23 protein-coding genes and 2 pseudogenes are annotated in these 26,564 nt (G+C 71.7%); 9 read left to right on the forward strand and 16 right to left on the reverse strand.

The genetic code is table 11. The annotated features are described in order from the left end of the window. Positions 1–277 precede the first annotated feature (277 nt). Positions 278–3,199 carry a glycoside hydrolase family 48 protein gene (locus Phou_RS50110; RefSeq protein ID WP_173072016.1) on the forward strand — a complete coding sequence of 974 codons (2,922 nt, stop codon included), beginning with the start codon at positions 278–280 and terminating at the stop codon, positions 3,197–3,199. A gap of 363 nt (positions 3,200–3,562) precedes the next feature. Here the strand turns inward: Phou_RS50110 and Phou_RS50115 are convergent, their stop codons facing one another. Continuing rightward, positions 3,563–4,186: a hypothetical protein gene (locus tag Phou_RS50115; RefSeq protein ID WP_173072018.1), complete on the reverse strand. Its 624-nt coding sequence runs from the start codon at positions 4,184–4,186 to the stop codon at positions 3,563–3,565. 308 nt (positions 4,187–4,494) lie between these two features. Here Phou_RS50115 and Phou_RS50120 point away from each other — a divergent pair, with 308 nt between their 5' ends. Then, complete coding sequence (locus Phou_RS50120) at positions 4,495–5,574, forward strand: acyltransferase family protein (RefSeq protein WP_173072020.1); 1,080 nt, start codon at positions 4,495–4,497, stop codon at positions 5,572–5,574. 826 nt (positions 5,575–6,400) lie between these two features. Here the strand turns inward: Phou_RS50120 and Phou_RS50125 are convergent. The 4 genes from Phou_RS50125 to Phou_RS50140 all read right to left on the reverse strand — a co-directional run bounded on the left by Phou_RS50125 (position 6,401) and on the right by Phou_RS50140 (position 13,049). Continuing rightward, positions 6,401–7,489, reverse strand: coding sequence for a tetratricopeptide repeat protein (locus Phou_RS50125; protein ID WP_173072023.1), 1,089 nt, complete (start codon positions 7,487–7,489; stop codon positions 6,401–6,403). Between the two features lie 6 nt (positions 7,490–7,495). After that, positions 7,496–10,105 carry an ATP-binding protein gene (locus tag Phou_RS50130; protein ID WP_173072024.1) on the reverse strand — a complete coding sequence of 870 codons (2,610 nt, stop codon included), beginning with the start codon at positions 10,103–10,105 and terminating at the stop codon, positions 7,496–7,498. 62 nt (positions 10,106–10,167) lie between these two features. Continuing rightward, positions 10,168–10,449, reverse strand: coding sequence for a hypothetical protein (locus Phou_RS50135; RefSeq protein WP_173072027.1), 282 nt, complete (start codon positions 10,447–10,449; stop codon positions 10,168–10,170). Continuing rightward, positions 10,392–13,049, reverse strand: a complete 2,658-nt coding sequence (locus Phou_RS50140) for a serine/threonine-protein kinase (protein ID WP_173072029.1) — start codon at positions 13,047–13,049, stop codon at positions 10,392–10,394. The genes Phou_RS50135 and Phou_RS50140 overlap by 58 nt, the downstream gene beginning before the upstream one ends. Positions 13,050–13,104: 55 nt before the next feature. Here Phou_RS50140 and Phou_RS50145 point away from each other — a divergent pair, with 55 nt between their 5' ends. Then, on the forward strand, positions 13,105–13,356 hold the full coding sequence (locus Phou_RS50145; protein ID WP_173072031.1) for a hypothetical protein: 252 nt from the start codon (positions 13,105–13,107) through the stop codon (positions 13,354–13,356). Positions 13,357–13,793: 437 nt separating this feature from the next. On the opposite strand, the gene Phou_RS50150 is transcribed toward Phou_RS50145, so the two are convergent. From Phou_RS50150 to Phou_RS50180, 7 genes and pseudogenes are all read right to left on the reverse strand, one after another. After that, complete coding sequence (locus Phou_RS50150; RefSeq protein WP_173072033.1) at positions 13,794–14,387, reverse strand: hypothetical protein; 594 nt, start codon at positions 14,385–14,387, stop codon at positions 13,794–13,796. Further along, positions 14,384–14,935, reverse strand: a complete 552-nt coding sequence (locus tag Phou_RS50155; protein ID WP_173072035.1) for a DUF6286 domain-containing protein — start codon at positions 14,933–14,935, stop codon at positions 14,384–14,386. The genes Phou_RS50150 and Phou_RS50155 overlap by 4 nt, the downstream gene beginning before the upstream one ends. A 3-nt stretch (positions 14,936–14,938) precedes the next feature. Then, positions 14,939–15,331: a hypothetical protein gene (locus Phou_RS50160; protein WP_173072037.1), complete on the reverse strand. Its 393-nt coding sequence runs from the start codon at positions 15,329–15,331 to the stop codon at positions 14,939–14,941. After that, positions 15,328–15,834 carry an Asp23/Gls24 family envelope stress response protein gene (locus Phou_RS50165; RefSeq protein ID WP_218579675.1) on the reverse strand — a complete coding sequence of 169 codons (507 nt, stop codon included), beginning with the start codon at positions 15,832–15,834 and terminating at the stop codon, positions 15,328–15,330. Before Phou_RS50165 ends, Phou_RS50160 begins: the two co-directional genes overlap by 4 nt. A gap of 44 nt (positions 15,835–15,878) precedes the next feature. Next, complete coding sequence (locus Phou_RS50170; protein WP_173072039.1) at positions 15,879–16,076, reverse strand: hypothetical protein; 198 nt, start codon at positions 16,074–16,076, stop codon at positions 15,879–15,881. Positions 16,077–16,179: 103 nt separating this feature from the next. Further along, positions 16,180–17,051: pseudogene (locus Phou_RS50175) on the reverse strand (LLM class flavin-dependent oxidoreductase). A 5-nt stretch (positions 17,052–17,056) separates the two neighbouring features. Further along, positions 17,057–17,515: a pyridoxamine 5'-phosphate oxidase family protein gene (locus Phou_RS50180; protein WP_173072041.1), complete on the reverse strand. Its 459-nt coding sequence runs from the start codon at positions 17,513–17,515 to the stop codon at positions 17,057–17,059. Between the two features lie 63 nt (positions 17,516–17,578). Between Phou_RS50180 and Phou_RS50185 the strand changes: the two genes are divergently transcribed. Next, entirely contained in the window at positions 17,579–18,118 is a 540-nt protein-coding gene (locus Phou_RS50185) for a hypothetical protein (RefSeq protein WP_173072043.1), read from the forward strand. 36 nt (positions 18,119–18,154) lie between these two features. On the opposite strand, the gene Phou_RS50190 is transcribed toward Phou_RS50185, so the two are convergent. After that, positions 18,155–18,559, reverse strand: a complete 405-nt coding sequence (locus tag Phou_RS50190; protein ID WP_218579676.1) for a cupin domain-containing protein — start codon at positions 18,557–18,559, stop codon at positions 18,155–18,157. A gap of 129 nt (positions 18,560–18,688) precedes the next feature. Between Phou_RS50190 and Phou_RS50195 the strand changes: the two genes are divergently transcribed. Next, positions 18,689–18,919 (forward strand): hypothetical protein, encoded by a 231-nt coding sequence (locus Phou_RS50195; RefSeq protein WP_173072045.1) that lies wholly within the window; start codon positions 18,689–18,691, stop codon positions 18,917–18,919. Positions 18,920–19,058: 139 nt separating this feature from the next. Further along, positions 19,059–19,652 (forward strand): pyridoxamine 5'-phosphate oxidase family protein, encoded by a 594-nt coding sequence (locus Phou_RS50200; protein WP_218579677.1) that lies wholly within the window; start codon positions 19,059–19,061, stop codon positions 19,650–19,652. A 95-nt stretch (positions 19,653–19,747) separates the two neighbouring features. On the opposite strand, the gene Phou_RS50205 is transcribed toward Phou_RS50200, so the two are convergent. From Phou_RS50205 to Phou_RS50215, 3 genes are read right to left on the reverse strand one after another with little or no spacing between them, the layout of a single operon-like run. Further along, a complete protein-coding gene (locus tag Phou_RS50205; protein ID WP_173072047.1) occupies positions 19,748–20,332 on the reverse strand; it encodes an ATP-dependent Clp protease proteolytic subunit in 585 nt (194 codons plus the stop codon). A gap of 48 nt (positions 20,333–20,380) precedes the next feature. Continuing rightward, on the reverse strand, positions 20,381–21,049 hold the full coding sequence (locus Phou_RS50210) for a response regulator transcription factor (protein WP_173072048.1): 669 nt from the start codon (positions 21,047–21,049) through the stop codon (positions 20,381–20,383). Then, positions 21,046–22,149, reverse strand: coding sequence for a sensor histidine kinase (locus Phou_RS50215; RefSeq protein ID WP_173072050.1), 1,104 nt, complete (start codon positions 22,147–22,149; stop codon positions 21,046–21,048). Before Phou_RS50215 ends, Phou_RS50210 begins: the two co-directional genes overlap by 4 nt. Before the next feature lie 91 nt (positions 22,150–22,240). Here Phou_RS50215 and Phou_RS50220 point away from each other — a divergent pair. The 3 genes and pseudogenes from Phou_RS50220 to Phou_RS50230 form a co-directional block, all read left to right on the forward strand. Next, a pseudogene (locus Phou_RS50220) lies at positions 22,241–22,885 on the forward strand (ABC transporter ATP-binding protein); the annotation flags it as partial. A 53-nt stretch (positions 22,886–22,938) separates the two neighbouring features. Next, entirely contained in the window at positions 22,939–23,658 is a 720-nt protein-coding gene (locus tag Phou_RS50225) for an ABC transporter permease subunit (RefSeq protein ID WP_173072054.1), read from the forward strand. A 130-nt stretch (positions 23,659–23,788) separates the two neighbouring features. After that, positions 23,789–26,557: a glycoside hydrolase family 30 protein gene (locus tag Phou_RS50230; RefSeq protein WP_173072056.1), complete on the forward strand. Its 2,769-nt coding sequence runs from the start codon at positions 23,789–23,791 to the stop codon at positions 26,555–26,557. The last annotated feature ends 7 nt before the right edge of the window (positions 26,558–26,564 follow it).

The following is a 26,564-nucleotide window of genomic DNA, read 5'->3' on the forward strand; positions in this document are numbered from 1 at the left end:
CCGAAAACGCTCCCACTTGCTGCGGGAGCGCTCCCATGCAAGACTGTCGACACATCGCGTGAGGGAGCCAAGACCGCGCGATCGCGGGCCGCCGAGGGCATCCGACTGTGGAAACCGGCGCCCAAATGTGAACGGGACGAGCCCTTGACTCGTCACCCGGTCCGGGACGGGCCCTGCCCACGACACCAAGCGCCTTCCGCCCTACGCGCCGCTTACCCCACCGCGTAGAAGGCGCCGCCGAGTTCACTCGGTCAGGTCCGCGAGGAGACACTCCACAATGAAGCTCACCGCAAGTAAACGCCGGGTGGCGATGATCGCCACCGGCGCATTGGTCGCGGGAGGGATGGTGGGCGTGCCGGTTGGCATGGCCTACGCCGCGACCGCCTGCGACGTGGTTTACACAACCAACGACTGGAACACCGGGTTCACCGCCAGCGTGCAGATCCGCAACCTCGGTGACCCCCTGACCAGCTGGAACCTCGGCTTCACCTTCCCCGGCAACCAGCGCGTCACGCAGGGTTGGTCGGCAAACTGGACGCAGTCCGGCGCCAACGTCACCGCTACCAACATGCCGTGGAACGGAAACCTGGCCACCGGCGCAACGCTCGCGATCGGCTTCAACGGCTCGTACTCGGGCACCAACGGCAAGCCGACCGCCTTCACGATCAACGGCACCAGGTGTGGTGGCGCGGTCAACCAGGCGCCCACCGTCGCGCTGACCAGCCCGGCCGCGAACGCTTCGTTCAACGCGCCGGCTACCGTCACGGTGTCCGCCAACGCCAGCGACGCCGACGGCTCGATCAGCAAGGTCGAGTTCTACCGCAACGGCTTGCTGATCAACGAGGACACCACCTCGCCGTACAGCTACCAGATGACCGGCCTGCCCGCCGGTGACTACACCGTCCAGGCGCGGGCGTACGACAACGGGAGCCCCACGCCGCTGACGGCGACCGCCGAGCGGTCCTTCACGGTCATCGGCACCGGCCAGGCGAGCATCGTCGTACCGGCCACGCTCAGCATCGCCGAGGGCAGCAGCTCGCAGTTGAACGTGCGCCTCAGCGCCGCGCCGACCGCGAGCGTGCCCGTCACGCTGGCCAAGACCGGTGACGCGGACGTGACGCTCGGTTCGAGCAGCGTCACGCTGACCACGTCGAACTGGAGCACCGGCGTCAACGTGCCGGTGAACGCGGCGCACGACACGGATGCCAACAACGACACCGCGACGATCACGGCCAGCGCGACGAACTACACCGCGGGCCAGACCGCCGTCACGGTGACCGACGACGAGAACACCACCAACCCGGGCCGGTACGGCGAGGAGTTCCTCGAGCTGTACAACAAGATCAAGGCTCCGGCGAGCGGGTACTTCAGCCAGGAGGGCATCCCCTACCACTCGGTGGAGACGCTGCTCGTCGAGGCGCCCGACCACGGTCACGAGACCACGTCCGAGGCGTTCAGCTACTGGCTCTCGCTCGAGGCGATGTACGGCCGGGCCACCGGCAACTGGGCGCCGTTCAACAACGCCTGGAACGTCATGGATCGGTACATGATCCCGACCGAGACGCAGGGTGGCTACAACGCGAACGACCCGGCCGACTACGCGCCCGAGGCCAACCGCCCCGACCTGTACCCGCAGCAGGGTGGCAAGCTCGACTCCTCGATCAGCGTCGGCCAGGACCCGCTGTACAGCGAGCTGACCCAGACGTACGGCAACAACCGCATGTACGTCATGCACTGGCTGCTCGACGTGGACAACGTGTACGGCTTCGGCAAGTGCGGCGACCGCACCACGCGGCCGGCGTACATCAACACCTACCAGCGCGGCCCGCAGGAGGGTGTCTTCGAGACCGTCCCGCACCCGTCGTGCGAGACGTTCAACTTCGGTGGCCCGAGCGGCTTCCTGCCGATCTTCATCGGTGACTCCAGCTACACCCGCCAGTGGCGCTACACCAGCGCCCCCGACGCCGACGCGCGCGCCATCCAGGCCGCGTACTGGGCGCTGAAGTGGGCCAAGGAGCAGGGCAAGCAGGCGGACATCTCGGCCACCATCACCAAGGCCGCGCAGATGGGTGACTACCTGCGGTACGCCATGTACGACAAGTACTTCAAGAACCCTGGCTGCGCCTCGCCGTCCTGCGCCGCGGGCTCCGGCAAGAGCAGCGCGGCGTACCTGCTCTCCTGGTACTCCGCCTGGGGTGGCCCGCAGGGCAGCAGTGACTGGGCGTGGCGGATCGGTTCGAGCCACAACCACGGCGGCTACCAGAACCCGTTCGCGGCCTGGGCGCTGTCCAACACCACCGAGCTGATCCCGCGGTCGTCGAGCGCGCGGACCGACTGGTCCACCAGCCTCACCCGGCAGATCCAGTTCTACACCTGGCTGCAGTCGGCTGAGGGTGCCATCGCCGGCGGCGCGACCAACAGCTGGAACGGCGACTACAGCGCCCGCCCCTCCGGCCGCCCGACGTTCTACGGCATGGTGTACGACGACAAGCCCGTGTACCACGACCCGCCGTCGAACCAGTGGTTCGGCTTCCAGGCGTGGAGCATGGAGCGCGTCGCGGAGTACTACTACGAGACCGGCAACGCGCAGGCCAAGGCGCTGCTGGACAAGTGGGTCACGTGGGCCCTGGCCAACACGACGGTCAGTGGCGCCACGTACCAGGTGCCGTCGACGCTGAGCTGGACCGGGCAGCCCGGTGGCAACTGGACCAGCAGCACCACGTCGGTCAACAACAGCGGTCTGCACGTGTCCGTCGTGGACCACACGACCGACGTCGGCGTGACCGGCGCATTCGCCCGCACGCTGGTTTACTACGGCGCGAAGGCGGGGCACACCCAGGCCCAGACCACGGCCAAGGGGCTGCTCGACGCGCTGCTGGGACACAAGGACACCAAGGGCATCGCGGTGACCGAGACCCGGGCGGACTACAACCGGTTCGACGACACCTACAACAGCTCGACGGGCCAGGGCCTGTACATCCCGCCGGGCTTCTCGGGCACCATGCCCAACGGTGACACGATCAACTCCAGCAGCAGCTTCATCAGCATCCGCTCGTTCCTGCGCAACGACCCGGAGTGGCCGAAGGTGGAGGCGTACCTCAACGGTGGGCCGGCTCCGACCTTCACGTACCACCGCTTCTGGGCGCAGGTCGATGTCGCGATGGCACTGTTCGACTACGACCGGCTGATCGGGGACTGACCAACCCGAACGGCACCGACCCGGGTGGATGGCCTCCCGTCCTGTTCCCCGATCGTGGGGGCACGAGAATCCATCCACCCGGGTCACCAAAGACGGCCCGATCCCCACAATCGGGCCGGAAAGACGGCCTGATTCCCCCACGGTCAGGCCAGCGGGCGGCCTGATTCCCACGGTCAGGCCAGCCAGTGGTGGGCCGGCCGGACTGGCCAACGCAGCGGTCCGGACCGGCCCACCACCCCCAAAGACTTCCGGGCGGGTGGCACAGGATGCCACTCGCCCGGCTCCATTTTTGGTGTCTAACGTGGACGGTTGTCTCCAGCGTGGACGATTACTGGCAACGGCGGCTGCGGCGCCCCGCGTGGGTCAGCGCCGGTAGCAGTGCCAGGAGAAAGCGTCGTTGCGATTGGAGAACTGCGCGAAGGCCGCGGCCCCGTACCTGCCGCGGCAGGCGGCGCTCATGTCGATGAGCGGGTCGTCGCCGCGCAGGCGGCACTCCCAGTTGTTTTCGGCCTGGCCGGTGCCGTACCGCAGCTGCGCCTCGTCCGTGCGGTAGGTGCGCTCGCAGTACTCCCGCAGCAGCTGCCACAGCCCGAACGCGCCGCCGTCCGGGCCCACCGCGACCGGCGCCTTCGCCGCGGCCGGTGGCGCCGTGGTGCGCCGGGCGGGCGCGGTGGTGCGGGCCGTCGTGCGGCGCGGTGTGTCGACCTTGGACGGCGTGGGGGAGGGCGAGGGCGTCGCGGACGGCGCGGCGCTGGTCGGTGGTCCAGCCGATCCATCCGGTACCGGCGATGACGTGCTGCCCGCCGGAGGCGCGAGCTTGGCCGGGGCGGCCAGCGGGTCGCCGGTGCTCCAGCTCATGCCCGCCCCGGTCACGAACGGCACCGAACACAGCAGCACAAGCGCGCCGAGGCCGACGGCGGCAAGCAGCCACCCGTACTCCCGGCTCAGGCGGCGCACAGCCGCGGCGGGCGCGGTCCCCTCGGACACGGTCGACCGGCCCTCCCGTCCGCCGTTGGTCGCCTTCGTAGCGTCTTTCGGCTGGTCACTCTAGCTACTGGGCGCGCGTCGCGGGATGCCCGACAGGCCAGCTCCCGATCCGTCTGTCGGGCAACCGACAACTGAGCGGTCACTCAACAAACCGGGGCCCCCACGAAGCCGGGAAGCGGGGTAACCTGTTACATGGAGAGGCCGCTTCCCCCGTGGCGGCCTCTCCTTCTTTTCTCTTGCGGCGCTGCTCCCAGGGCCCGCCTTGCTCGCCGAGCCGGGTCCGGACGGGTTCGCTAGAGTCGGGCGTTGTGTCCCGACTGCCCTCACTGACCGGTCTACGGTTCGCGGCCGCTTTCGGGGTTTTCGGGCTGCACGCCTACTCGTTCGTGAAGCTGGCCGACCCGGTCGCCGGCCGCGGCGCACAGCTGCTCTTCGACGCCGGCGACCTGGGCGTCTCGTTCTTCTTCGTACTGTCCGGCTTCGTGCTGACCTGGTCGGCCCGCCCCGACCGCGGCCCGCTGCGCTTCTGGCAGGGGCGGGTCGCCCGGATCTACCCGGCCTACCTGGTGGCGCTGGCCCTCGCGGTCGCCTCGCTGTACGTCACGCACCGGATACCGCCGATCTTCTGGGAGCCGCTGGGCGCCGCGGCGGTGCTGCTGCACGGCTGGTACACGCAGGACTTCGTCTACCTCGGCGTCAACCCGGTGGGCTGGTCGCTGTCCTGCGAGATGTTCTTCTACCTGTGCTTTCCGCTGCTGCACGCGCTGCTGCGCCGGCTGGGACCGGCCACTTTGTACCCACTCGCGGTCGCCCTGATCGCGCTGACCTGGGCGTGGCCGTGGATCGCCGAGGTCGCGGTGGTGCCCGAGCACGAGCGCTGGTTCGTGTACGTCTTCCCGGTGACAAGGATGACCGAGTTCACCCTCGGCATCGTGCTGGCCCGGCTGGTGATGCTGGACGCCTGGCGCGGTCCCGGCCTGCGCGTGGCGACCGCCGTCTTCGTCGTCAACTACCTGGCCGTGGGCTGGCTCCCGGCAGTCACCCGCGACACCGCGGCCGCCGTAGTCGGCACCGCCCTGCTGATCCCCGCCGCCGCGATGGCCGACCTGAGGGGCGAGCGCTCCCCGTGGCGTCACCCATTTGTCGTCCATTTGGGGGAGGTCTCGTACTGCTTCTTCCTCGTCCACCTGACGGTGATCGTGACCGCCGCCGAGCTGCTGGACCTGCGCGGCCCGTGGGCACTGTGGCCAGCGCTGGGCATAGCGGCCGTGCTGCTGCTCGTCTCCTACGCGCTCGCCTACGCACTGCACCGCTGCGTCGAGGTGCCCGGCATGCGCGCACTCAACCGCCGCATCCCCCGCCCCGCACGGTCCCTCTCAAACACCTAGCCTCCTAGGACGCCCTAGGCGGTGTGCCACCCGCCTCACCGACAAGGCCCCGCACCGATCCGGATAGCCGCGCCCAGGCTTCGTCTTTGCCGCCGCTGTTAGGGGGCCGGTGCCACGCGCACGCTCCGAAGCCTGATGCCACACGCCGCCTCGATGTCTGTGCCGCGCGAGTGGAGTGCCGGCTGCGGCGAGCCTCTGAAGCTGGGCGCAGCAATGCGCCCACCGGGTCGCTCGTGACCGTCGGCGCAGGCCCAGGCCCGTGAAGGGCGGGACGCCCACCACAAAGCCAACGCCGTTACTGGCCGGCGTGGGTTCGGTGGGGTGGTTCGCGGTGACAGCGCGGGCCGCCCAACCGCGGAGCCGGCATCGTTACCGTCCGGGGTGGAGCCGTCCGGTGGCCCGCTGTGACGTTGCGGGGCGCCCACCTACGGAGCCGACGCCGTTACCGTCCGGGCGACGGCCGTCCGGTGGCTCGCGGTGATGCTGCGGGACGCCCGCCCGCGGAGCCGGCGCCGTTACCGTCCGGGGTGACGGCCGTCAGGGGCTTGCGGTGATGCCCGCCGGTCCTCGATCGGTGCTCGTGCTCCGGGGTGCGGCCGCGGTCGTGGCGATGAGAGACAGGATGACGGGGCCCGCGTGAGCCGCTGGTCGGCAGCTGGTGTGTAGTGGGCCGCCGGCGTGGAGCGGGAGCTTGCCTTTGGGGTGAGCTGGCCGACCGCGGAGGGTGAGGCCGCGGGAGCAACGGTCCGGACCACGGCGGACATCGCGGTAGCACGCAGCTGTTTGAGCATTGGGTCTTTGAAGGCCGCTGGAAACGGCGTCGCGGTCAGGAGATGTCGGCGGCCAGCCTGGCCAGGCGGCGGTGGCGGTAGGCGGTGTCGTCGGCGCGCGTGGTGCTGCCGGCGGCGGCGTCGAGGGCGGCGGCGTGCTTGTCGAGGTCGGCCAGCAGCTGGCGGGCGGTGTCGAGCTCGCCGCGGTCAAGGGCGATGTCGACGGCGGTCTTGGTGGCGTAGTAGGGACGGTAGTGGCCGCCGACGCGGGCGGCGACCTCCAGGTGGTGGGTGGCGGTCTGCCAGGCGGTGTCGAGGTCCGCGCACTGCCGGTAGGCCTCCGCCGACACGTCCAGGGCGACGCACATCATGTCCTCGCCGAGGTGTTCGCCGAGGCTGACGGCGGTGGCGGCGTGCCGGCGCATCGCGGCGCGGTCGTCCGGGTGGTCGGTGTCCATCGCGCAGTAGGCCAGGCCGATGTGCGCGAGCGCCCGGGCGTGGGAGCTGCTGTCGGGGTCGTCGAGCACGGCCTGGTAGTACGGCACGGACTCGCTGCCCCGGCCGGCGTAGCGCAGGTAGTCAGCGAGCGAGATGCGGTGGCCGCTGACGCTGGTGCCGGGGATGCCGGGCCGGTAGGCGGCCAGGGACTCCTCGGCGGCGGCGATCGCGGCGGGCAGGTCGCCCAGGCGCCGGTAGACGAGGGCGCGGGTGTGCAGCACCGCGGCGCGCCAGTCGGTGTGGCCGGTGGCGACCAGCCACCGGTCGGCGGCGTCGAGGACGCCGAAGAGGTCGCGCCAGGGGATGCCGGTCAGGTTCAGGGCGGCATCGACCCAGTCGACGTATGCCTGGCCGACCGACTGGGCTGCGCGGCCGGTCAGCCGCGGGGCGATCGCGGCGTCCTCGGCCAGGGTCAGGATCCGGGTGCAGCGGGCCAGCGCGCCGGTGGAGTCGCCGAGCGCGAGCAGGCCGACCTCGGTGACCTCAAGCGCCCGTACCAGCAGGGCCGGGTCGTCGAGCTGCTCGGCGGCGCGCACCGCGCGTTCGCCGGCGGCCACCACCTGCGGGTAGCGGCCCTGCACGATGGCGTCCCACGCCTCGTCGATGAAGAGCGCGACCGCCCGGGCGCTCTTGGCGGTGGCTGCCACCGCCGCTCAGCTCCGTCCCGCGGGCAGGCTGGCGAGGGTCTCCTTCACGGCGTCGACGAGCCGGCGGGGCAGGCCGACCGCGTGAGCGACCGCCTGCGGGTCGGCGTCCAGGAAGCCCTGCCACGTCGGGTACCGGCGGGTGATCTCGCGGCTGACCTGCTCGTTCAGGCCGGCGTCGCGGATGAGCACGGCCTCGGAGAGGTACCGGTCGCGGCCGGTCAGCGCGCGCAGTGACTCCTGGCGGGCCAGCACCTCGCGCACCTCGGCGGGCAGGTCGGTGCCGGTGGCGCGCAGCTGCTCGTACAGCAGGCCGTGCAGGTCGGCCGGGAGTGGGGGAGCGGCGGCGTCGCGGAGCAGCAGCAGCGGCCGGCCGATCGCCTCCATCCGGCCGATCTCGATCATGACGTTGGGGTTGATGTCGCTGGTGAGGATCGCCATGAAGCAGTGGGCGCGCAGCATCTTGGTCTTGAGGTTGGCCCACAGCCCGGGCCGTTCGACGCTGTCGTCGGCGCGCACCACCCGCCAGAAGTAGGGCTTGTCCTCGAGGACGGCGCGCACCGCCTCGTAGATCTCGCGGGCACGGGCGTCGCTGAAGGGCATGGCGACGAAGCAGGACACGTACGGGTCGACGTCGTCGGCGGCGCTGCGCGCGGTGCGCAGCTCTTCCAGCTCCGTCTGGCGGGCGTTGGAGAGCCGCTCGTAGGTGGCCTGCTCCTCGGCCAGGGACAGCATCCGCTCGATGACCTGGTTGTACTGCTCGAACATGGTCTGCACGTCCTGCACCCGCAGCGCGGGGGCGAGCAGCATCAGCGCGTTGTTGTACAGCGAGACGAGCGCGTGGCGGCTGATCTCGTCGCGCAGGTTGCCGCGCGCGGCGAGCTTGCGGATGGTGGGGTTGTCGGCGTTGAGGTGCAGGGCGAGCGGTTCGCGCTCCTCGGCCAGGAAGCCTTTGACAAGGTCGCGGATGAAGCCGGGCAGCGCCACGTCGCCGGCGACGTTTTCCATCTCCCGCCGGCTGCGGCTGTCGCGGGTCTCGGTGAGCACGGCGGGCACCTCGGCCGGCCGAAACCTGCTGACCCGCGCCACGCAGCGCATGTCCGGGAAGACGAGCGCGTAGGCGGCCTGCAGCTCGGCGAAACGTTCGTGCTCGTCGCCGGCGAGCGGCTCGAAGATCGTCTCGGAGCTGGCCACGTCGAGGCGGCTCAGGTGGACCCGCTGCGGCCAGGTCCGGGCGTACCGGCGCAGGAAGCGCTCGGCGAACGGCTCTGCGCAGCTGAAGACGCGGATGTTGCGGGCGCTGGCCAGCAGGAAGTACTGGTTGGAGGAGCCGCGTTCGGTGATGTAGTAGACCAGCTGCGAGCCGTCGGTGCGCCGCGGCGCGGTCCGCAGGTACTCCGAGACCGTGATCGGTCCCTGGTCACTTTCCAGCGGCATGAGGTCGGCGACGGCGCGGAAGAAGTCTTCGTGCTCCTCCTGCACCGACATGGCCAGCACGTGGTACGAGTGCCAGCGCATGATCTCGATGAACCGCTGGTGCTGGCGCTGGGACAGCTCGGTCAGCTCCCGCACGATCAGCCAGCCGAGGGCCTGCTGTACGGCGGCGAGGGCGGCGTTGCGCACGACGTTGTCGCGGGCGGCGTTCGGGGTCAGCTCGTTGCACTCGACGACACCCTGCAGGAACCGCGCCCACGGCGGCAGCACCTCGCGGTTGGCGGCGCCGATGAACATCCGGTTGACGTACACGTCGACGGTGCCGCGCGCGTTGACGTCGGGCACGTGCCGGTCGGTGATGGCCAGTACCCCACGGACGCGGCCTCGGCCCTTGCCGTCGGGGCGGGAGATGTCGTCCCACTGCACGGCCTCGTCGACGGCGAAGACGTACAGCGAGGTTTCGGTGAGGAACTTGCGTTCCCAGAAGTCGTGGTAGGCGCGGTCGCGCTCCTCTGGCGAGGCGTACGTGCGGTGCCAGGGTGCGGTGATCGCGTTGGCCGGTTCGGCGTCCTGTCCCACGTACACCGGGATGCCGATGAAGTCGGCGTAGGTGCGGATGATCGAGCGCAGCCGCTCCGGGTCGAGGTAGCGGCTGTGCCCGGCCCGCAGGTGCAGGGTGACGGTGGTGCCGACCTGGGCGCGCTGTGCCGGCTCGACGGTGTAGCTGCCGCCGCCTTGGCTCTGCCAGCGCAGCGCGCCGGAGCCGGCGGCCCGGGTCAGGACGGTGACGCGTTCGGCGACGATGAACGCGCTGAGCAGGCCGATGCCGAACTGGCCGATCAGCTCGACGGTCCGGCTGCGGTCGGCTTCGACGATGCGCCGGCGCAGCTCGTCGGTGCCGGAGCGGCCGATCGTCGACAGGTAGCTGTCGATCTCCTGCTCGGTCAGGCCGGAGCCGTTGTCGTAGATGTCGATGGTCTGCGCGCTCTTGTCAACGGCGACCTGGATGCGCGGTGAGGGCAGGTCACTTTCGCCGCGCTCGGCGGCCAGCTCGGCGCGGCGCTGGATCGAGTCGTGCGCGTTCTGGATCATTTCGCGCAGGAACACGTCCGGGTCCGCGTACAGGTTTTGCGCCAACAGCTGGATGAGGCCCTCCAGCTGGATCTGGAACGTCCGCTCCGCCACCGCCGCCCCTTTCGGACAATGGTCTGCGCCCGGAAGCGTACTGGCGGGCCGCCAGCACGCGCTCAGCAGCGCTGGGTGCCGGTGATGTCCATGAGGTACCAGGAGTCGTCCACACTGGCCAGTTCGGCGGTGGAGGCACCCCGGACCGGCACCCAGGCCTGCACGTCCACAAGCCAGTTGATGTCGAGCCGGCTGAAGCGGCCGGTGCGGTCGCTGACCTGGATGTACGCCTGCTCGCAGCTGCCGGACCGCCGGGCGGAGCTGTTCCAGACCGTCTCCTGCACGGTCAGGTCGAAGCTGACCAGCACGGTGCCGTCCGCGAACGGGATGAGCTCCGGCGCCACCGCGCGCGCGGCCGGGCTGTAGCGCGTCGAGACGTACCCCGGTCGTTGGGGGCCGCGGGGAAATGCTCGGTCTGGGCGGCTTCCTTCAAGAACGACGTGCCGCCGGCGAGCGTGAGCAGCGGGTCGGTCACCACCCGGTTCGCGGTTTCGGAGCGGCGGAACCAGTCGGCGTAAAGGTCGGGCAGCCGGGCGGGGTCGGCGATCAGGTCGGTCAACGGCGGCGGGGTGGCCAGGTAGCCGTCGGGGTCGAGCGTGGGTGCGGCGACGGTGCGGTCGTCCCAGCTGCTCAGGCTCGTCATCAGCCACGGCTGGTCGGCGGCGGCGCGCACGAACCGGGCCACCAGGTGGGTGACGCGCTCGGGACCGGCGACGCGGGCGGTGGCGATGAAGTACGCCGGGTAGGAGCGCTGGCCGCGCGGCACGCCGACGGTGATCGCGGAGAGTTGGTGTTGCGGCGCCGGGAAGACCTGCGCGAACGTGTCGGTCACGAAGTCCCGCAGCGGCTCGTCGACGTGTACCAGCGAGCCGCTCCTGGCCTGGGCGACGGTCCGCACGAAGATCACCCGTGCCGCCTCCGGTGTGATCACGTCGGCGCTGGGCGGGGGTGCGGCGGTGGCGGCGCCGGAGAGCCCGACCGCGGCGACGGTGGCGATCGCGAGCACCGGCGTGACGATCGCGCCGATCTTGCCCAGCGGCGTGCCGGCCGCGCCGGCGGCGGTGTGTACCGCCTGGCCCATCCCGGTGGTCGCGATGGCCGCGCCGGCCGCGGCAGGTGTGGCGGCGCCGAAGCCCGCGGTGGCGGCTGCGCTGGTACCGCTGACCGCGAGCCCTGTCGCGCCGGCTGCTCCGGCCGCTGCGCCGGCGGCCAGCAACCCGCCGGGGAACACGACAGCGCCGGTCAGCGCGCCGATGGTCATCCAGTCCGGCCCGTACGCCTCCGCGGCCGCCTCCCGCAGGCCGGTGCGCATGTCCTCGGCGGTGGCCGGCCGCGCGTCCGGGTCGGTCGCCATGGCCTGTGCGATCAGGTCGGCGATGGGCGCGGCCAGGTCGTAGTCGCCGCCGGCCAGCAGAACGGGCGAGGCGTCGTCGGTGACCACGGGCACTGCGTCGGTGAGCAGCTCGGCCAGCACCGCGCCGGCCGACCACAGGTCCGCGCGGCCGTCGATCGGCTCGCCGCGCCGCTGCTGCGGGCCCGCGTACGGCGGGACGCCCTGAGCCACCTGCGCGTTTTCCTCGCCGGGCGCGGCGAGCTCGAAGCCGGCCAGCAGCACCCGCCCATCGGCGTCGAGGTAGATGTTTTCCGGCCGCACATCGCGGTGTACGAGGCCGGCGCTGTGCACCGCGGCCAGGCCCTCCAGCACTCCGGAGATCACCGTGCAGGCCTGCGGCCCGGTCAGCGGCATGCCGTCGGTCAGCACCTGGCGGGCGGTGACGCCGTCGACGTACTCGGTGACCAGCACCGGCGGACCGTCCGGTGTGGACAGCTCGGCGACCGGCCGCAGGCAGTGCGGATCGTCCAGCCGCCGCAGCACGCCGGCCTCGCGGACCAGCCGGGCGGCCGCGTCCGGGTCGGCGGCCAGCTCCGGCAGCACGGTCTTGAGCAGCACCCGCTCGCCGGTCTCGCGGTGGGTGCCGCGGTCGACCTGCGCCACCGCCGTGCGGGTGAACGGCCCGTCCGCCCGGTAGTCGCCCAGCGGCACGTGCGCGGGGGCTTGCCACGCGGGGTCGAGCGCGGTGTGCGCGGTCGCGACGGTCCGCGACGCGCGGCGGCGGGTCAGCGGCAGCAGCGCGGCCAGCAGCAGGCCGGCGAGCGGCACGAGCCACCCGACCAGGCTGAACGGGCTGATCACGCCGGACTCCTGCAACACCGCCGCCTCGCCCACCCCGGCCAGCAGCCCGAACGGCGCCGCCATCGCGAATCGCTGCGCCCAGCCGCCCCGCCGCCCGCGGGCGACGAGCACCAGCAGGATCCCGAACAGCGCACCGGCGGCCACGCCCGCCTGCCCGAGGCGGGTGGAGAACACGCTGCGGTCCGCCATCAGCACCAGGCTTCCGTCGCAGGCGTTGGAACCGGCGCGCACGCCGACCACCCGCACGGTCGGCCCGAAGTGCGGCATCTCGGTCGTGCTGACGTACCGGTCGCGGGCCGTGCCGGTGCCGGACTCGATCGGGAAGTCGAGCCCGAACAGGTACGCGCGGGCCGACCCGCTCGCGAGCGGCGTGGCCGAGTCGACGACCACGACCGGCCGGCCACCGTCCGGCACCACCCAGGTGTCGGCCCTCTCCAGCCGCGTGCCGCCCATGTTGCCGGCGGTCTGCGCGCGCAGCGTCGTGCGCAGGTCACGGGCGCCGTCCTCACCCTGCGGCGCGTACCCGCTGATCGCGCACACCTCGGCTGTCACGGACCCGCCCGCGGGCGGCGGTCCGCTGGGGGTGACCGGCGCGGGCGAGGCTACGGCCGCCGGGGCCAGCAGCGCGACGGCAGCGAGCGCTGCCGCGGCGGCGAGCGGGATGGCAGCGGTGAGCGGGATGGTGGCGGCGGCCGTGCGCGATCGAGGTGCCACAAGATCCTCCACAGAGGACTGAGCGGGCCCGGGCATCTGCGGGATTGTGCCACCGCCGCACAACTCCCGCGGCCCGCGTTGCGTCGCTAGGGTGCTTGAGCTGCGCGAACGCCGGTGCGGGCGGCGCGGCTCGGTCGCGTGGCGGTCAGACCGCATCGCCTCGACTTTTCGAGTTGGATTGCTGGCCAAGCGACAGCTTTCGGTGTCTTCCCAGCTCACGGTGCCCGCGCCGCAGTGGCTGGTTTTGCGGGTAGGCATTGACCAGGCGGGCGGAGTGCGCGAGTCTCCCCGCATTTCGGCACCGTCGCGGTCGGTGACTGTCGATCAGGTGCAGGTGGTGTGAGCTTCGAGATCTTGGTGAGTTAGCGCGATATTTCGACGCCAACTTGCCAAGATCGGCCGGAGCGGGCTCTTGGGCTGAGCTGGACGACCGCGGAAGGTGAGGCGGCAACCGCCGGCACAGTGGCAGCTCACCTCTAACGCCGGCCGCTTTGCGCCGGTGGGGCACTTGAGCTATGCGAACGCCGGTGCCGACGGTGCGAGCTCGAGGCCGCGAGGCGGTCAGACCTCATCGTCCTCCCACGGCCGGCTACGGCAGATCACGGCGCTTCGCGGAGCCAGGCCCAGCGCGACGTTTGGGGTGAGCTCGGCCGACCGCGGAGGGTGAGGCCGCGGGAGCAACGGTCCGGACCACCGCGGACGTCGCGGTAGCTCGCAGCTGTCTGGGTTGGATTTTGGCGGGCGCCCACGTGGCGCCGAGCGCGGGCAGGGGCCGCCGCTCTAGCGGACGCGAGGGCTGGCGTCGGTAATGCGGCTGGTGACTTCGGTGCTGGTCAGTTGCAGGCCGCTGGTCGTGGTGAAGCGGGTGACCGCGGCGTCCACCGTCTCGCGGACGCGGGTCATCTGGGTGTCCGCGGGCAGGTCGAGGCGGACGGCCAGGCGGGGCACGGTGGGCGTGCCGCCGATCTTCACCTTGGCCGCGTGGATGCCGTGCTGGCGGGCGAGGTCGCTGCGCAGTGCGCGCACCAGGGCGTCGGCCCGGACCGTGGTGCGGCCGCCCACCGCGTCGTCGGCGTCCGTGCCCAGGGGCTCGTCGGTGTGCAGGTCGGGCAGGGGGCGCTGTCCGGTGGTGCGCAGTTCGGCGCGCAGCAGGAGCAGGCCGAGCCAGGCCACGAGCAGGCCGGCGGCGATCACGATGATCGGGCCCCACGGGTCGATGTCGCGCCACCAGTCGACGAACGCGGGCCACAGCACCGCGGACGGCAGGGTGACGCCGAAGAAGCGGTTGTAGTAGGCGAGGATCCCGGCCACGCCGGCGGCGAGCAGCAGCACACCGATGATCGTCCACAGTGTACGGTTAGCGGCGTTTGTCACGTCACCCTCCTGATCCGGGTGAGGGACACGCCGAGGCGGACGGTGTCCGGCGCGGACATCCGTTCCAGTTCGGCGCGCACGGCCTGTTCCACGTCGGGTCTGGTTTCGCGGTCGCCGGCCGCCTTGACCGCGGCTCGCCACCGGCGCGGGCGGCCGCGGACCACCGCTTGGGCGTCGCGGACGCCGGGCACCCGTTCGGCCGCTGCGGCGAGGCGGTGTTCGACGGAGCGGCGCTGCAGGTACCAGCTGGGGTCCTGTGCCCCGTCCGCGCTGTCCGCGTGGGGGTAGGTGGCGATGCGGTCCGGCCGCCACGGGCGCAGCTGGGCGAGCAGGATGAGCAGGCCGAGCGCGCCGGCCACCACGGCGACGAAGAGCACGCTGCTGTCGCGCCATCCGGTGGTGGTCAGCCGCGCGTACCAGTCGTCGCGGGGGACCCACAGCGCCGGGCGGTCCAGGCCGACCAGCGCGGCTTCCACGACGGCGAGCAGGCCGGCCGCGAGCAGGGCGAGGCCGAGCAAGAGCGAGGCGATCCGGTTGACGATCGGCACGGCTCACCCCCGCCCGGATGGTGGCAGCGCCCCGGCGGCGATGGCGCGGGCCACGTCGCTGGCGCCGGCGGCGAGGGACACGTTGGTATCGGCGCCGGCGAACGCGTCGTCCGCCACGTCGACCACCACCACGGTGACCGGCCGCGGGTCGCCGTACCGGTCAAGCACGGCGCGGGCGGCGGCGCGGGCCTGGCCAACGACCGGCTGCAGCGGCAACCGGCCGACCACCACGTGCACCTCGACCGTCTCACCGGACACACGCACACCGGACACCTTGCCACCCGGGTACTGGGTGGCGACCTCGACGGCCGACCCGGCGCGCACCTGGCGCACGCCCGGTACGGCCGTGACCGCGTCCCGCACCGCCAGCGCGAGCTCCCGGGGTTGCGTGATCACTGGACCCGGGACTCTTTCTCCTCGTCCTGCTCACCCTCGACGTACACGTCGTCGACGGTGATGTTGACCTCGACGACCCGCAGGCCGGTCATGGTCTGCACCCGGTCCTTGACGTTGCGGCGCACCGCGTCGCAGACGTCGACGATGCTCTGGCCGTACCAGGTCACCACGTCCAGGTCGATCGCGGCTTCCTTCTCGCCGACCTCGACCGCCACGCCCTGGCGGGTCGCGTCGGCGGTGCCCGGCATCATCGAGCGCAGCTGACCCATGCGGCGGGACATGCTGGTGCCCATCGAGTGCACGCCGGGGATCTCGCGCGCCGCCAGGCCGGCGATCTTCGCGACCACGCCCTCGGCGATGCGGGTCTTGCCCTCCTCGGTCACCAGCTGCGAGCGCGCCGGCTCGAGGCCGCCGCCCGTGGTGCCGGTGCGTCCGGACGTGCCGGTTTGCGTCCGCGTGGCGGTCCCCGTGTTCGTCATCGCGTTGGTATCAGTCTCCGCCATGTCTTCGATCCCCCGTCGGTTGACCTTGCCGGTGTCGGCCGGTCTCAGCGCGGCGAACGGTGTGATCGGGCCCCGATCCGGTCCATCAGCTCCCCGACGTCCACCTGGCCGTCGAGCACCCGGGCGATCATGAAGCCGGCCACGCCTGCCAACACCGCGGCCACGGCGGCACCGAATCCCGCCGCGGCCCACACCGCCACCACGGCGAACCCGATGGCGAACGCGAACTGCTGACGTGACATCGCTACCTCCTCCGGCCCTCTTATCCGGGCCAGCGGCGCCAGCCCAGCACTTGCCCCCAAGCTAACCCTTTTGTGGCATTCGTACCGACACAACGGCCAAACCTCACGGAACCAGCACGGTGGCCGCGACCTCGTCGAGGACGGCCTCGTCACCGGCGTACCAGCCGTCCGCGCGCGGCCAGTGCGAGAGCACGTCGGTGAAGCCGCACTCGGCCGCCCGGCCCACCGCCTCGGCGTAGTAGGCGGCGCTTGTCAGCGAGTACCGCGGTGACGAGTCCAGCGACAGGTATCGGTCCACAGTGGACGGATCTCGGCCGGCGGCGGCCAGGACCTCCTCGAAGCGGGCGACCGCCTCGCGGGCCTTGCGCCACCACTCGTCCAGCGACTCAAGGCGGCCGACGGTGGTGACCCAGCCGGCGCCGTAGCGGGCGGCCAGCCGCATCGAGCGCGGGCCCAGGCCCGCCACCACCAGCGGGACGCGGGGCGACTGCAGCGAGCCAGGGGTACCGCGGGCGTCGACCGCCGTGTAGTAGTGGCCGCGGTAGGTGACGGCCTCCCCGCGCAGCAGCGGGTCGAGGATCGTCAGGAATTCGGTGAACCTGTCCACCCGCTCCCGCGGCGCCAGCGCCTCGCCACCCAGCACCGTGTTGTCGAAGCCGGCCACGCCACCCCCGCCCACCCGAGCGTCAGGCGACCCCCGCTGATGTCGTCCAGCGCGGTCACCTCGCGGGCGAAGTGCACAGGGTGGCGGAAGTTCGGCGAGGCCACCATCGTGCCCAGCCGGATGTGTGAGGTCACGCCGGCCGCGGCGGCCAGCGTGGGCACCGCGTCGAACCACGGGCCGTCGACGAGGTCCCGCCAGCCGATGTGGTCGTACGTCCAGGCGTGCGCGAAACCGTACTGCTCGGCCCGCCGCCACCGCCCGGCCGCCACCGCCCACCGCTGGTCGGGAAGGATGATGATCCCGGCGCGCACGGGTGTCACACCAGCCACCGCCCCTCCCGCATGATCTCGCGCCCGGCCAGCTCGTTCTCCTCCCGCCAGGCGCGGATGCGCTGGGGCGTGACGAGGAAGTAGCCGTACGGCGGGGTGCTCTCGCGCGCGTCCCAGTGCCGCCGTGCGAACTGCGCGGCGAAGTCGGCCGGCACCTGCTCGCGGCTGTACGCGGCGACCGTCCCCTCGATCAGCACCACGTCGCGGGTCTGGCCGAGCGCGAGGTGTGCCACGCCGGACCGGCGCAGGTTGCGGCCGGTGGCGCTGCTTTCCGGGGTGGCCAGCAGCAGGCCGCCGCCGATCCAGACGAACGAGAGCGGCAACAGGTAAGGCGCACCGTCCGGGGCCGCGGTCGCCACCCACACGTCGATGTCGTTTTCCAGCCGCGCGAGGGTGTCACGCTTGCGGTCCGGCCCGCCGCGCGGCGGCGCAACGTCAACAGTCATGGCCAACACTCTGCTACCCCGGGCGGCCACCGACGCGGGCGAGGCCCGGATTAACCTGAGCCGATGCGGCGGGGGCGGTGGGTGTGGCTGGCGCTGTGCGTGGTGCTGCTGGCGGCCGGCGGCGGTGCGCTGGCGGTACCGCTGGTGCGCGCCGCGACCTCCGGCGAGCCGGCGGTGACGCAGAGCAGGCAGCTGCTGGCCTGCGTGGAGCGGCCCGGCGACACGTACTGCCAGCGCCTGGCCGACGACCGCGCCGCCCGCGGCCCGCTGTCCAACATCGACCGCGACACCGCCATTCGGTTCGCCCAGCGGCTGCGCGCCGCCTTCGAGGACGAGCTCGGCGCCCAGTGCCGCACCGAGCTCGAGTCGTGTGTCTTCGCGGTGCCACCCACCGCCGAGACGTTGCGGGCCGCCCTGATCGAGGCGGGCTTCACCGGGCCGGTGGTGCGGCCGACCCGCCTGTACGACCCGGCGCCGTTCGGCACCATCGTGTACGGCGTCCGCGCGGGGGCGGGCTGTTTGGTCGGCTGGGTGGAGGGCGGTGTCGGCGCCGGCCCGCAGGCCACCGGCCGCCGCTCGGACGGCACCTGCTTGTCCGCGTAGCTCCCCGTCCCGCGGCGGACGAGTCCTCTTCGGTCGTCAGCCCATCTGGGACTTGACGTGGTCAATAACGTTCTTGAACTCGCTGGTGGGCGAGAAATCCACGTACTCGCAATCCTCAAGCGCCTCCGGAACATGCCCAGGAGGCCAGTAGAAGGCCTGCCCCTCCTCGTAGATCTCGTCTCCAAGCTTCGTCCGCATCTTCAGCCGGCCCTTGAACAGGTATCCCCAGTGAGGGCACTGGCACATGTCATCCGGCAGTCCCTTGACAGCCGGCGCCAGGTCCGTCCCCTTCGGAAGCCGCACGAACGCGACGGTCAAGTCGCCCCCGACTTCCTCCATGCGCAGTTCCACGCCGCCATCCTCGATCGCGACAGGCGCGTCGTTCCGCGTTATCGCAGCCATGGCTCCTCCACAACCCATCCGCGCTACAGCCTCGTTCACGCGGCTACTTCTCACGCTAGGGACGAACCCGCCTGGGTTTTCGCCGAAGAGAGGTACCTACCCCAAGACACCAGAGGTCACGGCCGCCCTCTTCGTAACCGATACGGCCACGTGCCCGTATCGGGCCACGTGGGCGACACCGCCGCCGCGGGCGACGCCTGGCGCGAGGCGCTCGCCCTGCTCGACAGCGTGCGCCACCAGGACGCCGAAAGGTACGGCCGCGGCGGTGAAGTCGCCCTGAAGCCGCCGGTCGGCATGATGCCTCACACGTCCTCGCAGCGAATGTGGACGGTGGCGTATGGGAAGAGGTTCACCTGCGGTTGGTGTTCGGGCCGGGTTGACCGCCGCGGCGGTGAATGACGGAGTTGAAGCCAGCCAGCCGTATCCGGCCGGGCCGATCCATAGATCCTACTTATGAGTTACCAAGGAAGTCGGCATTGGACTTATCGATTGGCGGGCGGCATCGTTGTTTCCGGTACACGACAAAGGGGAGACGGCGATGATGACGCTCGCGATTCGCGGCGCTGCTGCTGATCATGCTGCCCGGCCCTGGCCACCGCCGACCACTGAGCCGCGACGAAGGAGAACGATGATGCAGCCGAACGAGCTGGCCGAGATTTTGAACCGCCCGACCAGCCAGGAACTACTGGCCCGCGACATAACTCGCCTGGCTTACGTCGCCAAGGACGGCACGCCCCGGAACATTCCGATCGGGTTCACCTGGAACGGCACGCAGATCGTCATGTGCACCCCACCCAACGCCCCGAAACTGCCCGCCCTGAAGGCGAACCCGGCCGTCGCGCTGACGATCGACACCGAGGTACACCCACCCAAGATCTTGCTTTTGCGCGGTCAGGTCGACCTGGACCCCGTCGATGGCATCCCGGACGAGTACATGAAGGTGGCCACCAGCTACGAGATGTCGCCCGAGCAACGGGTCGAGTGGGAGGTGGGGGTGCGTTCGCTCTACCGCGACGGCATGGTCCGGATCGTCGTGACCCCGACCTGGGCCAAGCTGATCGACTTCGAAACAACGCTGCCGAGCGCGGTCGAAGAACTCCTCCAACAACAGGACGAACGCCAGCGCGCCTGATACCAGACCGTGAACCAGCCGGAACGTCCGCGGCACGGCACCCCCTCAATGGCCTCGCGGCCATCCGACGAGCCGACGGGCCGCGGACCCGGGCGCTAGGCGAGCGTGCCGGCGCCCTCCGGTACCTGGTCCGCACCGGTGATGACCTTGTCGATGAAGCCGTACCGGCGGGCCTCCTCGGCGGTGAACCAGCGGTCCCGGTCGGCGTCCTGCACGACCTGCTCGTAGGTCTGGCCGGTGTGGTGCGCGATCATCTCCAGCAGCGACCGCTTGGTGAACACCATCTGCTCTGCCTGGATCGCGATGTCGGCCGCGGTGCCGCCCATGCCGCCGGAGGGCTGGTGCATGATGATGCGCGCGTGCGGCAGCGAGTACCGCTTGCCAGGAGTGCCGGCGCAGAGCAGGAACTGGCCCATCGAGCCGGCCAGCCCCATGGCCACAGTGGACACGTCGTTGTCGATGAACTGCATCGTGTCGTAGATGGCGAGCCCGGCGTACACCGAGCCGCCGGGTGAGTTGATCCACAGGTTGATGTCGCGCTGCGGGTCCTCCGCGGCCAGCAGCAGCAACTGCGCGCAGATGCGGTTGGCCACCACGTCGTTGACCTCGCTGCCCAGGAAGATGATGCGCTCCTTGAGCAGGCGGTTGTACACAGCGTCGTCGAGGGTCTGATCGCTCATGCGACAACAGTAGGGTCGCCCCGCCGGCCGGTGATCGATCTTTCGCTGTCAGCGCAGGTCTTCTGCCCTTGGCAGAACGGCGGCCTCGCGCACCAGCAGCGCCGCCTGTACCCGGTTGGCGCAGTCGAGTTTGGTCAGCACCCGGCTCACGTACGTCTTGACGCTCGGCTCGCTCATGCCCAGGCGGCGGCCGATGTCCGCGTTCGACAACCCCTCGCCGACCAGGCGGGCCACATCCGCCTCGCGCGGGGCGAGCGCCGCCAGCCGGGCCGCGGCCTGCCGCTGGCGGGCGGCCCGCTCGGGCGCGACGAGGCCGAGGACGAGGCGGGTGACGGCGGGGGACAGGTACGCCTCGCCGTCGCGCGCGGCCCGCACGGCGCGCACCAGCTCGTCCGGCGCGCAGTTCTTGAGCAGGAAGCCGCACGCGCCGCCCTGGATCGCGCGGAGCACGTTGGGCTCGGCGCCGTACGAGGTGAGCACCACAGCGCGCACGTCCGGAGCGCGGCGGCGCAGCTCCTCGGCCGCGGCAAGACCGTCCAGCAGCGGCATGCGGATGTCCAGCAGCGCCACGTCGACCTCGTGACGGATCGCCTCCTCGACCGCGGCGCGGCCGTTGCCGGCCTCGGCGACCACCTCGATGTCGCCGGCCGACTCCAGCACCGTGCGGATGCCCGCGGCGATCAGCGGCTCGTCGTCGGCCACCAGCACGCGGATCATGCCACGCCCAGCATCATCGTGGCCGGCAGCAGCAGGAACAGCAGCACCGCCGCGACCGTGCCGACAAGCACCGGCCGGCGCAGTGCGGCCGGCGCCGGCGGCGGGTGCAGTGGCAGCGTCGCGCCGAGCCGGAAGGCCCCGTCGGTGGTGCCGTACCCGAGGCGGCCGCCCACCAGCCGTACCCTCTCGGTCAGCCCTTGCAGCCCGCGACCCGCACCCGCCGCGGCGGCCGCGCCCGGCGGACCCGGGTTGGTGAGCGTGACCCGCAGCGCGCGCCGCTCCCAGGCCAGCTCGACCGCGACCGGGCGGTCCGGCGCATGCTTGGCGGCGTTGGTCAGGCCCTCCTCGACCACCCGGTAGGCGGCCTCGCCGGCCGCCGCCGGCAGCGCGCGGGCGCTGCCCCGCTGCGACAGCCGCACCGGCACGCCCGCCGCGCGAAACTCGGCCACCAGCGCATCCACCGCCGCCACGTCGGGGGTGTCGCGCAGCGCGCCGACCACCCCGTACACCTCGTCCATCGCCTCCCGCGCCGCGGCGGCGAGCCGGCGCACGGCCTGCGCCTGCGGCGGCGGCAGGTCCGCGACCTCCAGTGCGGCCGCCTGGATCGAGACGAGGCTGAGCCGCCGGCCGACCGAGTCGTGCATGTCCCGCGCGATCCGCAGCCGCTCGCCGAGGCGCGCCTGGTCGGCCAGCGCCGCGGTCAGCCGCTCCTGCTGGGCCAGGTAGGCGCCGACCAGCAGCGGCAGCGCCACGAAGACAAGGTGCGCCACCACCAGCTGGGGGATCGCGCCCGCGTCCGCCGGCCGCAGCGACAGCAGGAACGCCAGGCCGCCGGCGGCGACCCCCAGCGCGGCCACCGCGTCACGCCGGCCACCGACCGCGCGTCCGGCGCGGAAGGCGGTCCAGAGCAGCATCAGGTACGCAAGTCCGGTGACCGCGCTCAGCACCAGTCCCGCCGCGAAACCGAAAAGCGGCATCCGGTACGACAGCAGCGCGGCCACCGCCAGCAACAGGCCCACCCAGGCCAGCCCGGGACGCCCGGCGGCCAGGATGGCGGTGTCCGCGGCGACGACGCCGGCGGCGAGGAGGTGTCGGCCCACGCCCGAAGGGTACGTCCGTCAACCTTCGTCGCGGCCACCGTGCGACTTTCGCCGACTGCCGGCCGCCGCGCGCCTGCCTAGCGTGGCCACCGTGATCGAGGTGCGTGACCTGGAGAAACGGTACGGGCGGACGGTAGCGGTCGACCGGCTGTCGTTCACCGTGCGGCCCGGCGTGGTGACCGGCTTCCTCGGCCCGAACGGCGCCGGCAAGTCCACCACCATGCGGATGATGCTCGATCTGGACCACCCCACCGGCGGGCACGTACGCATCGACGGCGCCCGCTACCGCGACCTGCGGCGGCCGCTGACGAAGGTGGGCGCGCTGCTGGAGGCGAAGTCGACGCATGGCGGGCGGCGGGCGTACCACCATCTTTTGTGGTTGGCGCAGAGCAACCGGCTGCCGGCCGCGCGGGTCGCCGCGGTCCTGGAGCTGGTCGGGCTGGCCGGCGTGGGCGGCAAGCGGGCCAAGGCGCTGTCACTGGGGATGGCGCAGCGGCTCGGCATCGCGGCCGCGCTGCTGGGTGACCCGCCGGTGCTGCTGCTCGACGAGCCGGTCAACGGCCTGGACCCCGAGGGCGTGTACTGGATCCGCGGCCTGCTGCGCGAGCTCGCCGCGCAGGGCCGCACGGTGTTCGTATCCAGCCACCTGATGAGCGAGATGGAGCAGACTGCCGACCACCTGGTGGTGATCCATCAGGGGCGGCTGCTGGCCGACACGCCACTGCCGCAGTTCGTGGCCGCGCACGGCTCGCTGGAGGCCGGGTTCCTGGCGCTGACCGGTGGTGCGCGGTGATCTCCGAGCTGACGAAGCTGCGCACGGTGCGGTCCACGCCCTGGACGCTGGCCGCGTTCCTGGTGGTGAGCGCCGGCCTGGCCTACCTGCTGGAGCTGAGCCTGCGCGACGCGGAGTGGCGGGAGGGGTACGACCCGCTGTTCGCCACGTTCCTGCCGCTGACCATCGGGCAGATGGCGCTTGTCGTGTTCGGCGCGCTGGCCGTGACCAGCGAGTACTCCTCCGGCACCATCCGCGCCTCGCTGGCCGCCGTGCCGCACCGCGGCCGCTTCTACCTGGCCAAGCTGGGCGCCGTCACCACTGTCGCGGCCGCGGCGTCCGCGCTGACGGTGCCGGTCACGTTCCTGGCCGGGCGGGCTGCGCTGACCGGCGAGGCGGTGCGGGCGTGCGTGGGCGCCGGGATCTACCTGACGCTGATGTGCGTGTTCGCGTTCGGCCTGGCCACGATGGTGCGGCACACCGCGGCCGCGCTGGGCGGCCTGCTGCCGGTGCTCTTCCTGGGCTCTCAGGGCCTGGGCAACATCCCGGCGATCCGCAAGGTCACCCAGTTTCTGCCCGACCAGACCGGCTGGGTCGCCATGCACCTGGCCGGCCCGCAGGACGACCCGCGCTGGGCCCGCGACTACGGCGCGTGGACCGGTCTGGGCCTGCTGGCACTGTGGGCACTCGCCGCGGTCCTGGGCGGCTACTGGGTGCTGCGCCGCCGCGACGCGTGAAATACGCATGGACGTCGATGTTGCGTGTGAGCGTTAACCAGGACAGGATCGCCTGGGACGCTTCCGGCTGGTCGCCCGCGCCTCGGGGCCGAGCGCCGGCCGGCCGGTCGGCGACGGCAGGAGACCGCTCATGACCCTCGTATTTGGACACTCGCGGCGGCGGGTGGCCGTCCTGGCCGCCTCGACCGCGGTGGTGCTGGCCGCCGCGTTGGTCGGGCCGCCGCCCGCGTCTGCCGCGCCCGCTCCGCCGGCCACCTTGGCGGCGCCACGCGGCGGCCTGCCCGAGCTGCGCCTGGACGACCCGTCGATCGACTGGCGGGAGCTCGTCGTCGACGGCGGCGACGTCGAGCGCCGAGCCGACGGCGCGGCGCACAACGTATTCGGCGGCTTCGGCTCGGTCTCCTGCAACAACACCTCCAACCTGCTGCTGGACTACAAGGAGGAAAACCCGCGCGCCTACTGGAAGATCATGCGGATGCTCTTCGACCCGGACGAGGGCGCGGGACTCAGACACATCAAGGTCGAGCTGGGCTCGGACAGCAACAGCTCGTCCGGCGCCGAGCCGGCGACCAAACGCGACGCCGGCGAGCCGGCCAACGTGTTGCGCGGCGCAGGCTTCCACTTCATCGCCGACGCCCAGCGGATCAACCCCGACGTGGAGGTCGAGGCGCTGCGCTGGGGCGAGCCCTCGTGGACCGGCAACGACTGGACCAAGCGGTACCAGTGGTACAAGGAGACGATCGACGCCGCCCACGACACGTTCGGTGTCGAGTTCGACTGGATGAGCCCGGCGCAAAACGAGGTCCGGCACGCCAACTACCAGGCCGCAGAGCTCAACTGGACGGTCCAGTTCGCCAAGTGGCTCGAGCGGGACGCGGCCGCACCGGACGCGCGCTACGACTACTCGCAAATCAAGATCGTGGCGCTCGACTCCTACCGCGACGGCAACAACGTCGCCGGGCGGATCCTGGCCGACCCGGAGGCGCTGGCCTACGTCGACGCGCTCGGCTTCCACTACGACATCGAAGGCGGGCCGAACGTCACCCGGCTCAACAAGGAGTACGGGCTGCCGATCCTCTACTCCGAGGGTGTCGCCCCGATGATCGACCCGCAGTACCGCCTCGCCGCCGACCCGAGCCGCGGCGGCGTCGGCGGCACCGTCTCCGCCGCCGACATCGCGGACCGGTTCATCAACGCGTACCGGTGGAGCGGGGCCGGCAGCAACCCGGCGCACATGACGACCTTCCTATTCCAGCCGGCCGTCAGCGCCATGTACGAAGGCACGCAGTATTCCCCCAAGCACCTCATCCGCGCCTCCGACCCGTGGTCCGGTTACTGGGAGGGCGACGTCGGGATCGTCACCGTGCGCCACTTCCACCAGTTCGTCGGCAGCGGATGGGAGTACATCGAAGGTGCCACCGGCGGCGACGGCACCAAGGGCGACGGCGGCACCAACGTCGACACCTCCACCCGCACCGTCCTGACCGCCCGCACACCCGCCGGCGCCACCGGCACTCCACAGTGGACGCAGGTGCACGCCAACAACACACGCACCGACCGGTACTTCGAGGTCAAGGTGGCGGACCTCGGCGAGCGCGGCCGCCCGCTGTACGCGTGGCAGACGCGCGGCCCGGACGCGGCGCAGCGGTACGACGCCAACTACTTCCAGAACGTCGGCTACTACGCCCCCGTGCGCGGCGAGGTGATCGACGGCGTCGAGCACGACGTGTACCGCGTGCGGGTGCCGGCGTACTCGATCCTCACCCTCTCCACGCTCGCGCGCGGCGTCCACGGCAGCACGGATCGGTACCGGCCGGGGGAGTTCGCACCGCGGGCGCGGGACGAGATCCTCGCTCTGCCCTACCGGGACAACTTCGAGTACGACGACTACCCGGCCACCGTGGTCGGCGGCCGCAAGATGACCTACCTGCAGCGCCGCGGCGGCACACCGCGGTACACGGCCGACCAGGACGGCGCGTTCGAGGTGGTCGCGACCGGCGACCGGCGCCACCGCCACGTGCTGCGGCAGCAGAACCACGCCCACAACCGCGGCTACGTGTGGAACGTGTGGGGCGACGGCCGGCAGAACGTGCCGTCGACCGCCGCACCGTCAACGGTGCTCGGCGACCACCGCTGGGCCGACTACACCGCGACCGTCGACTTCCGGCTCGACCAGGTCGACCGTGACGCGACGCTGGCCAACTTCGCCGGCCTGGGCGTGCGGCAGGTCGTGGCCCGCGGCGGCGACCAGGCCACGTACGCCGCCCGCGTACACGAGGACGGCCGGTGGGAGCTGCGCAAGCTCGACACCGTGGTCGCGTCCGGCACGGTGGCAGGATTCGACGCCGCCGCGTGGCACAAGCTGTCCGTGGCGGCCAGCGGCAACGTCATCACCGCCACGCTCGACGGCGACCCACTCACCTCGTGGGCCGACACGTCCGTCAACCCGGTGCTGGCCGGGCGCGTCGCCCTGGTCAGCGGCTACTACAACACCGAGTTTGACAACCTCGCCGTTACGCCGATCAAGGGCCAGCCCTGGAAGTCTGTGAAGACCGACGACTCCGACCCCAGCGTCACCTATCCCGACGGCTTCACGTTCGCCCAGGTCGGCTTCGCCCACTTCAACCGCACGCACCACGTGCTGGCGGCCGGCCAGTCGCTGGCGCTAGCCTTCACTGGCACCGGCCTGAACCTGTTCGGAGCGACGGGGGCGGCGACGCTGGAGGTAACCATCGACGACCAAGCGCCGTACACGGTGCAGGTCGGGCCCACCGGCACGAGGCAGACCTCGCACTGGCTGCGCGACCTGCCGCAACGCCACCACAACCTGACGGTGCGCGTAGTCAGCGGCCCCTTCACCCTGGACGGCATCGACGTCTTAACCGGCGGCCACCCCTGAACCCCGA

The organism is Phytohabitans houttuyneae (assembly GCF_011764425.1).
GTDB lineage: Bacteria > Actinomycetota > Actinomycetes > Mycobacteriales > Micromonosporaceae > Phytohabitans > Phytohabitans houttuyneae.

Coding starts and splice junctions, on each gene's coding strand:
- Phou_RS50110 (WP_173072016.1), top strand. CDS start 278: ATGAAGCTCACCGCAAGTAAACGCCGGGTGGCGATGATCGCCACCGGC.
- Phou_RS50140 (WP_173072029.1), bottom strand. CDS start 13,049: ATGCCCGGGCCCGCTCAGTCCTCTGTGGAGGATCTTGTGGCACCTCGA.
- Phou_RS50165 (WP_218579675.1), bottom strand. CDS start 15,834: ATGGCGGAGACTGATACCAACGCGATGACGAACACGGGGACCGCCACG.
- Phou_RS50170 (WP_173072039.1), bottom strand. CDS start 16,076: ATGTCACGTCAGCAGTTCGCGTTCGCCATCGGGTTCGCCGTGGTGGCG.
- Phou_RS50180 (WP_173072041.1), bottom strand. CDS start 17,515: ATGACTGTTGACGTTGCGCCGCCGCGCGGCGGGCCGGACCGCAAGCGT.
- Phou_RS50185 (WP_173072043.1), top strand. CDS start 17,579: ATGCGGCGGGGGCGGTGGGTGTGGCTGGCGCTGTGCGTGGTGCTGCTG.
- Phou_RS50200 (WP_218579677.1), top strand. CDS start 19,059: ATGATGACGCTCGCGATTCGCGGCGCTGCTGCTGATCATGCTGCCCGG.
- Phou_RS50205 (WP_173072047.1), bottom strand. CDS start 20,332: ATGAGCGATCAGACCCTCGACGACGCTGTGTACAACCGCCTGCTCAAG.
- Phou_RS50210 (WP_173072048.1), bottom strand. CDS start 21,049: ATGATCCGCGTGCTGGTGGCCGACGACGAGCCGCTGATCGCCGCGGGC.
- Phou_RS50230 (WP_173072056.1), top strand. CDS start 23,789: ATGACCCTCGTATTTGGACACTCGCGGCGGCGGGTGGCCGTCCTGGCC.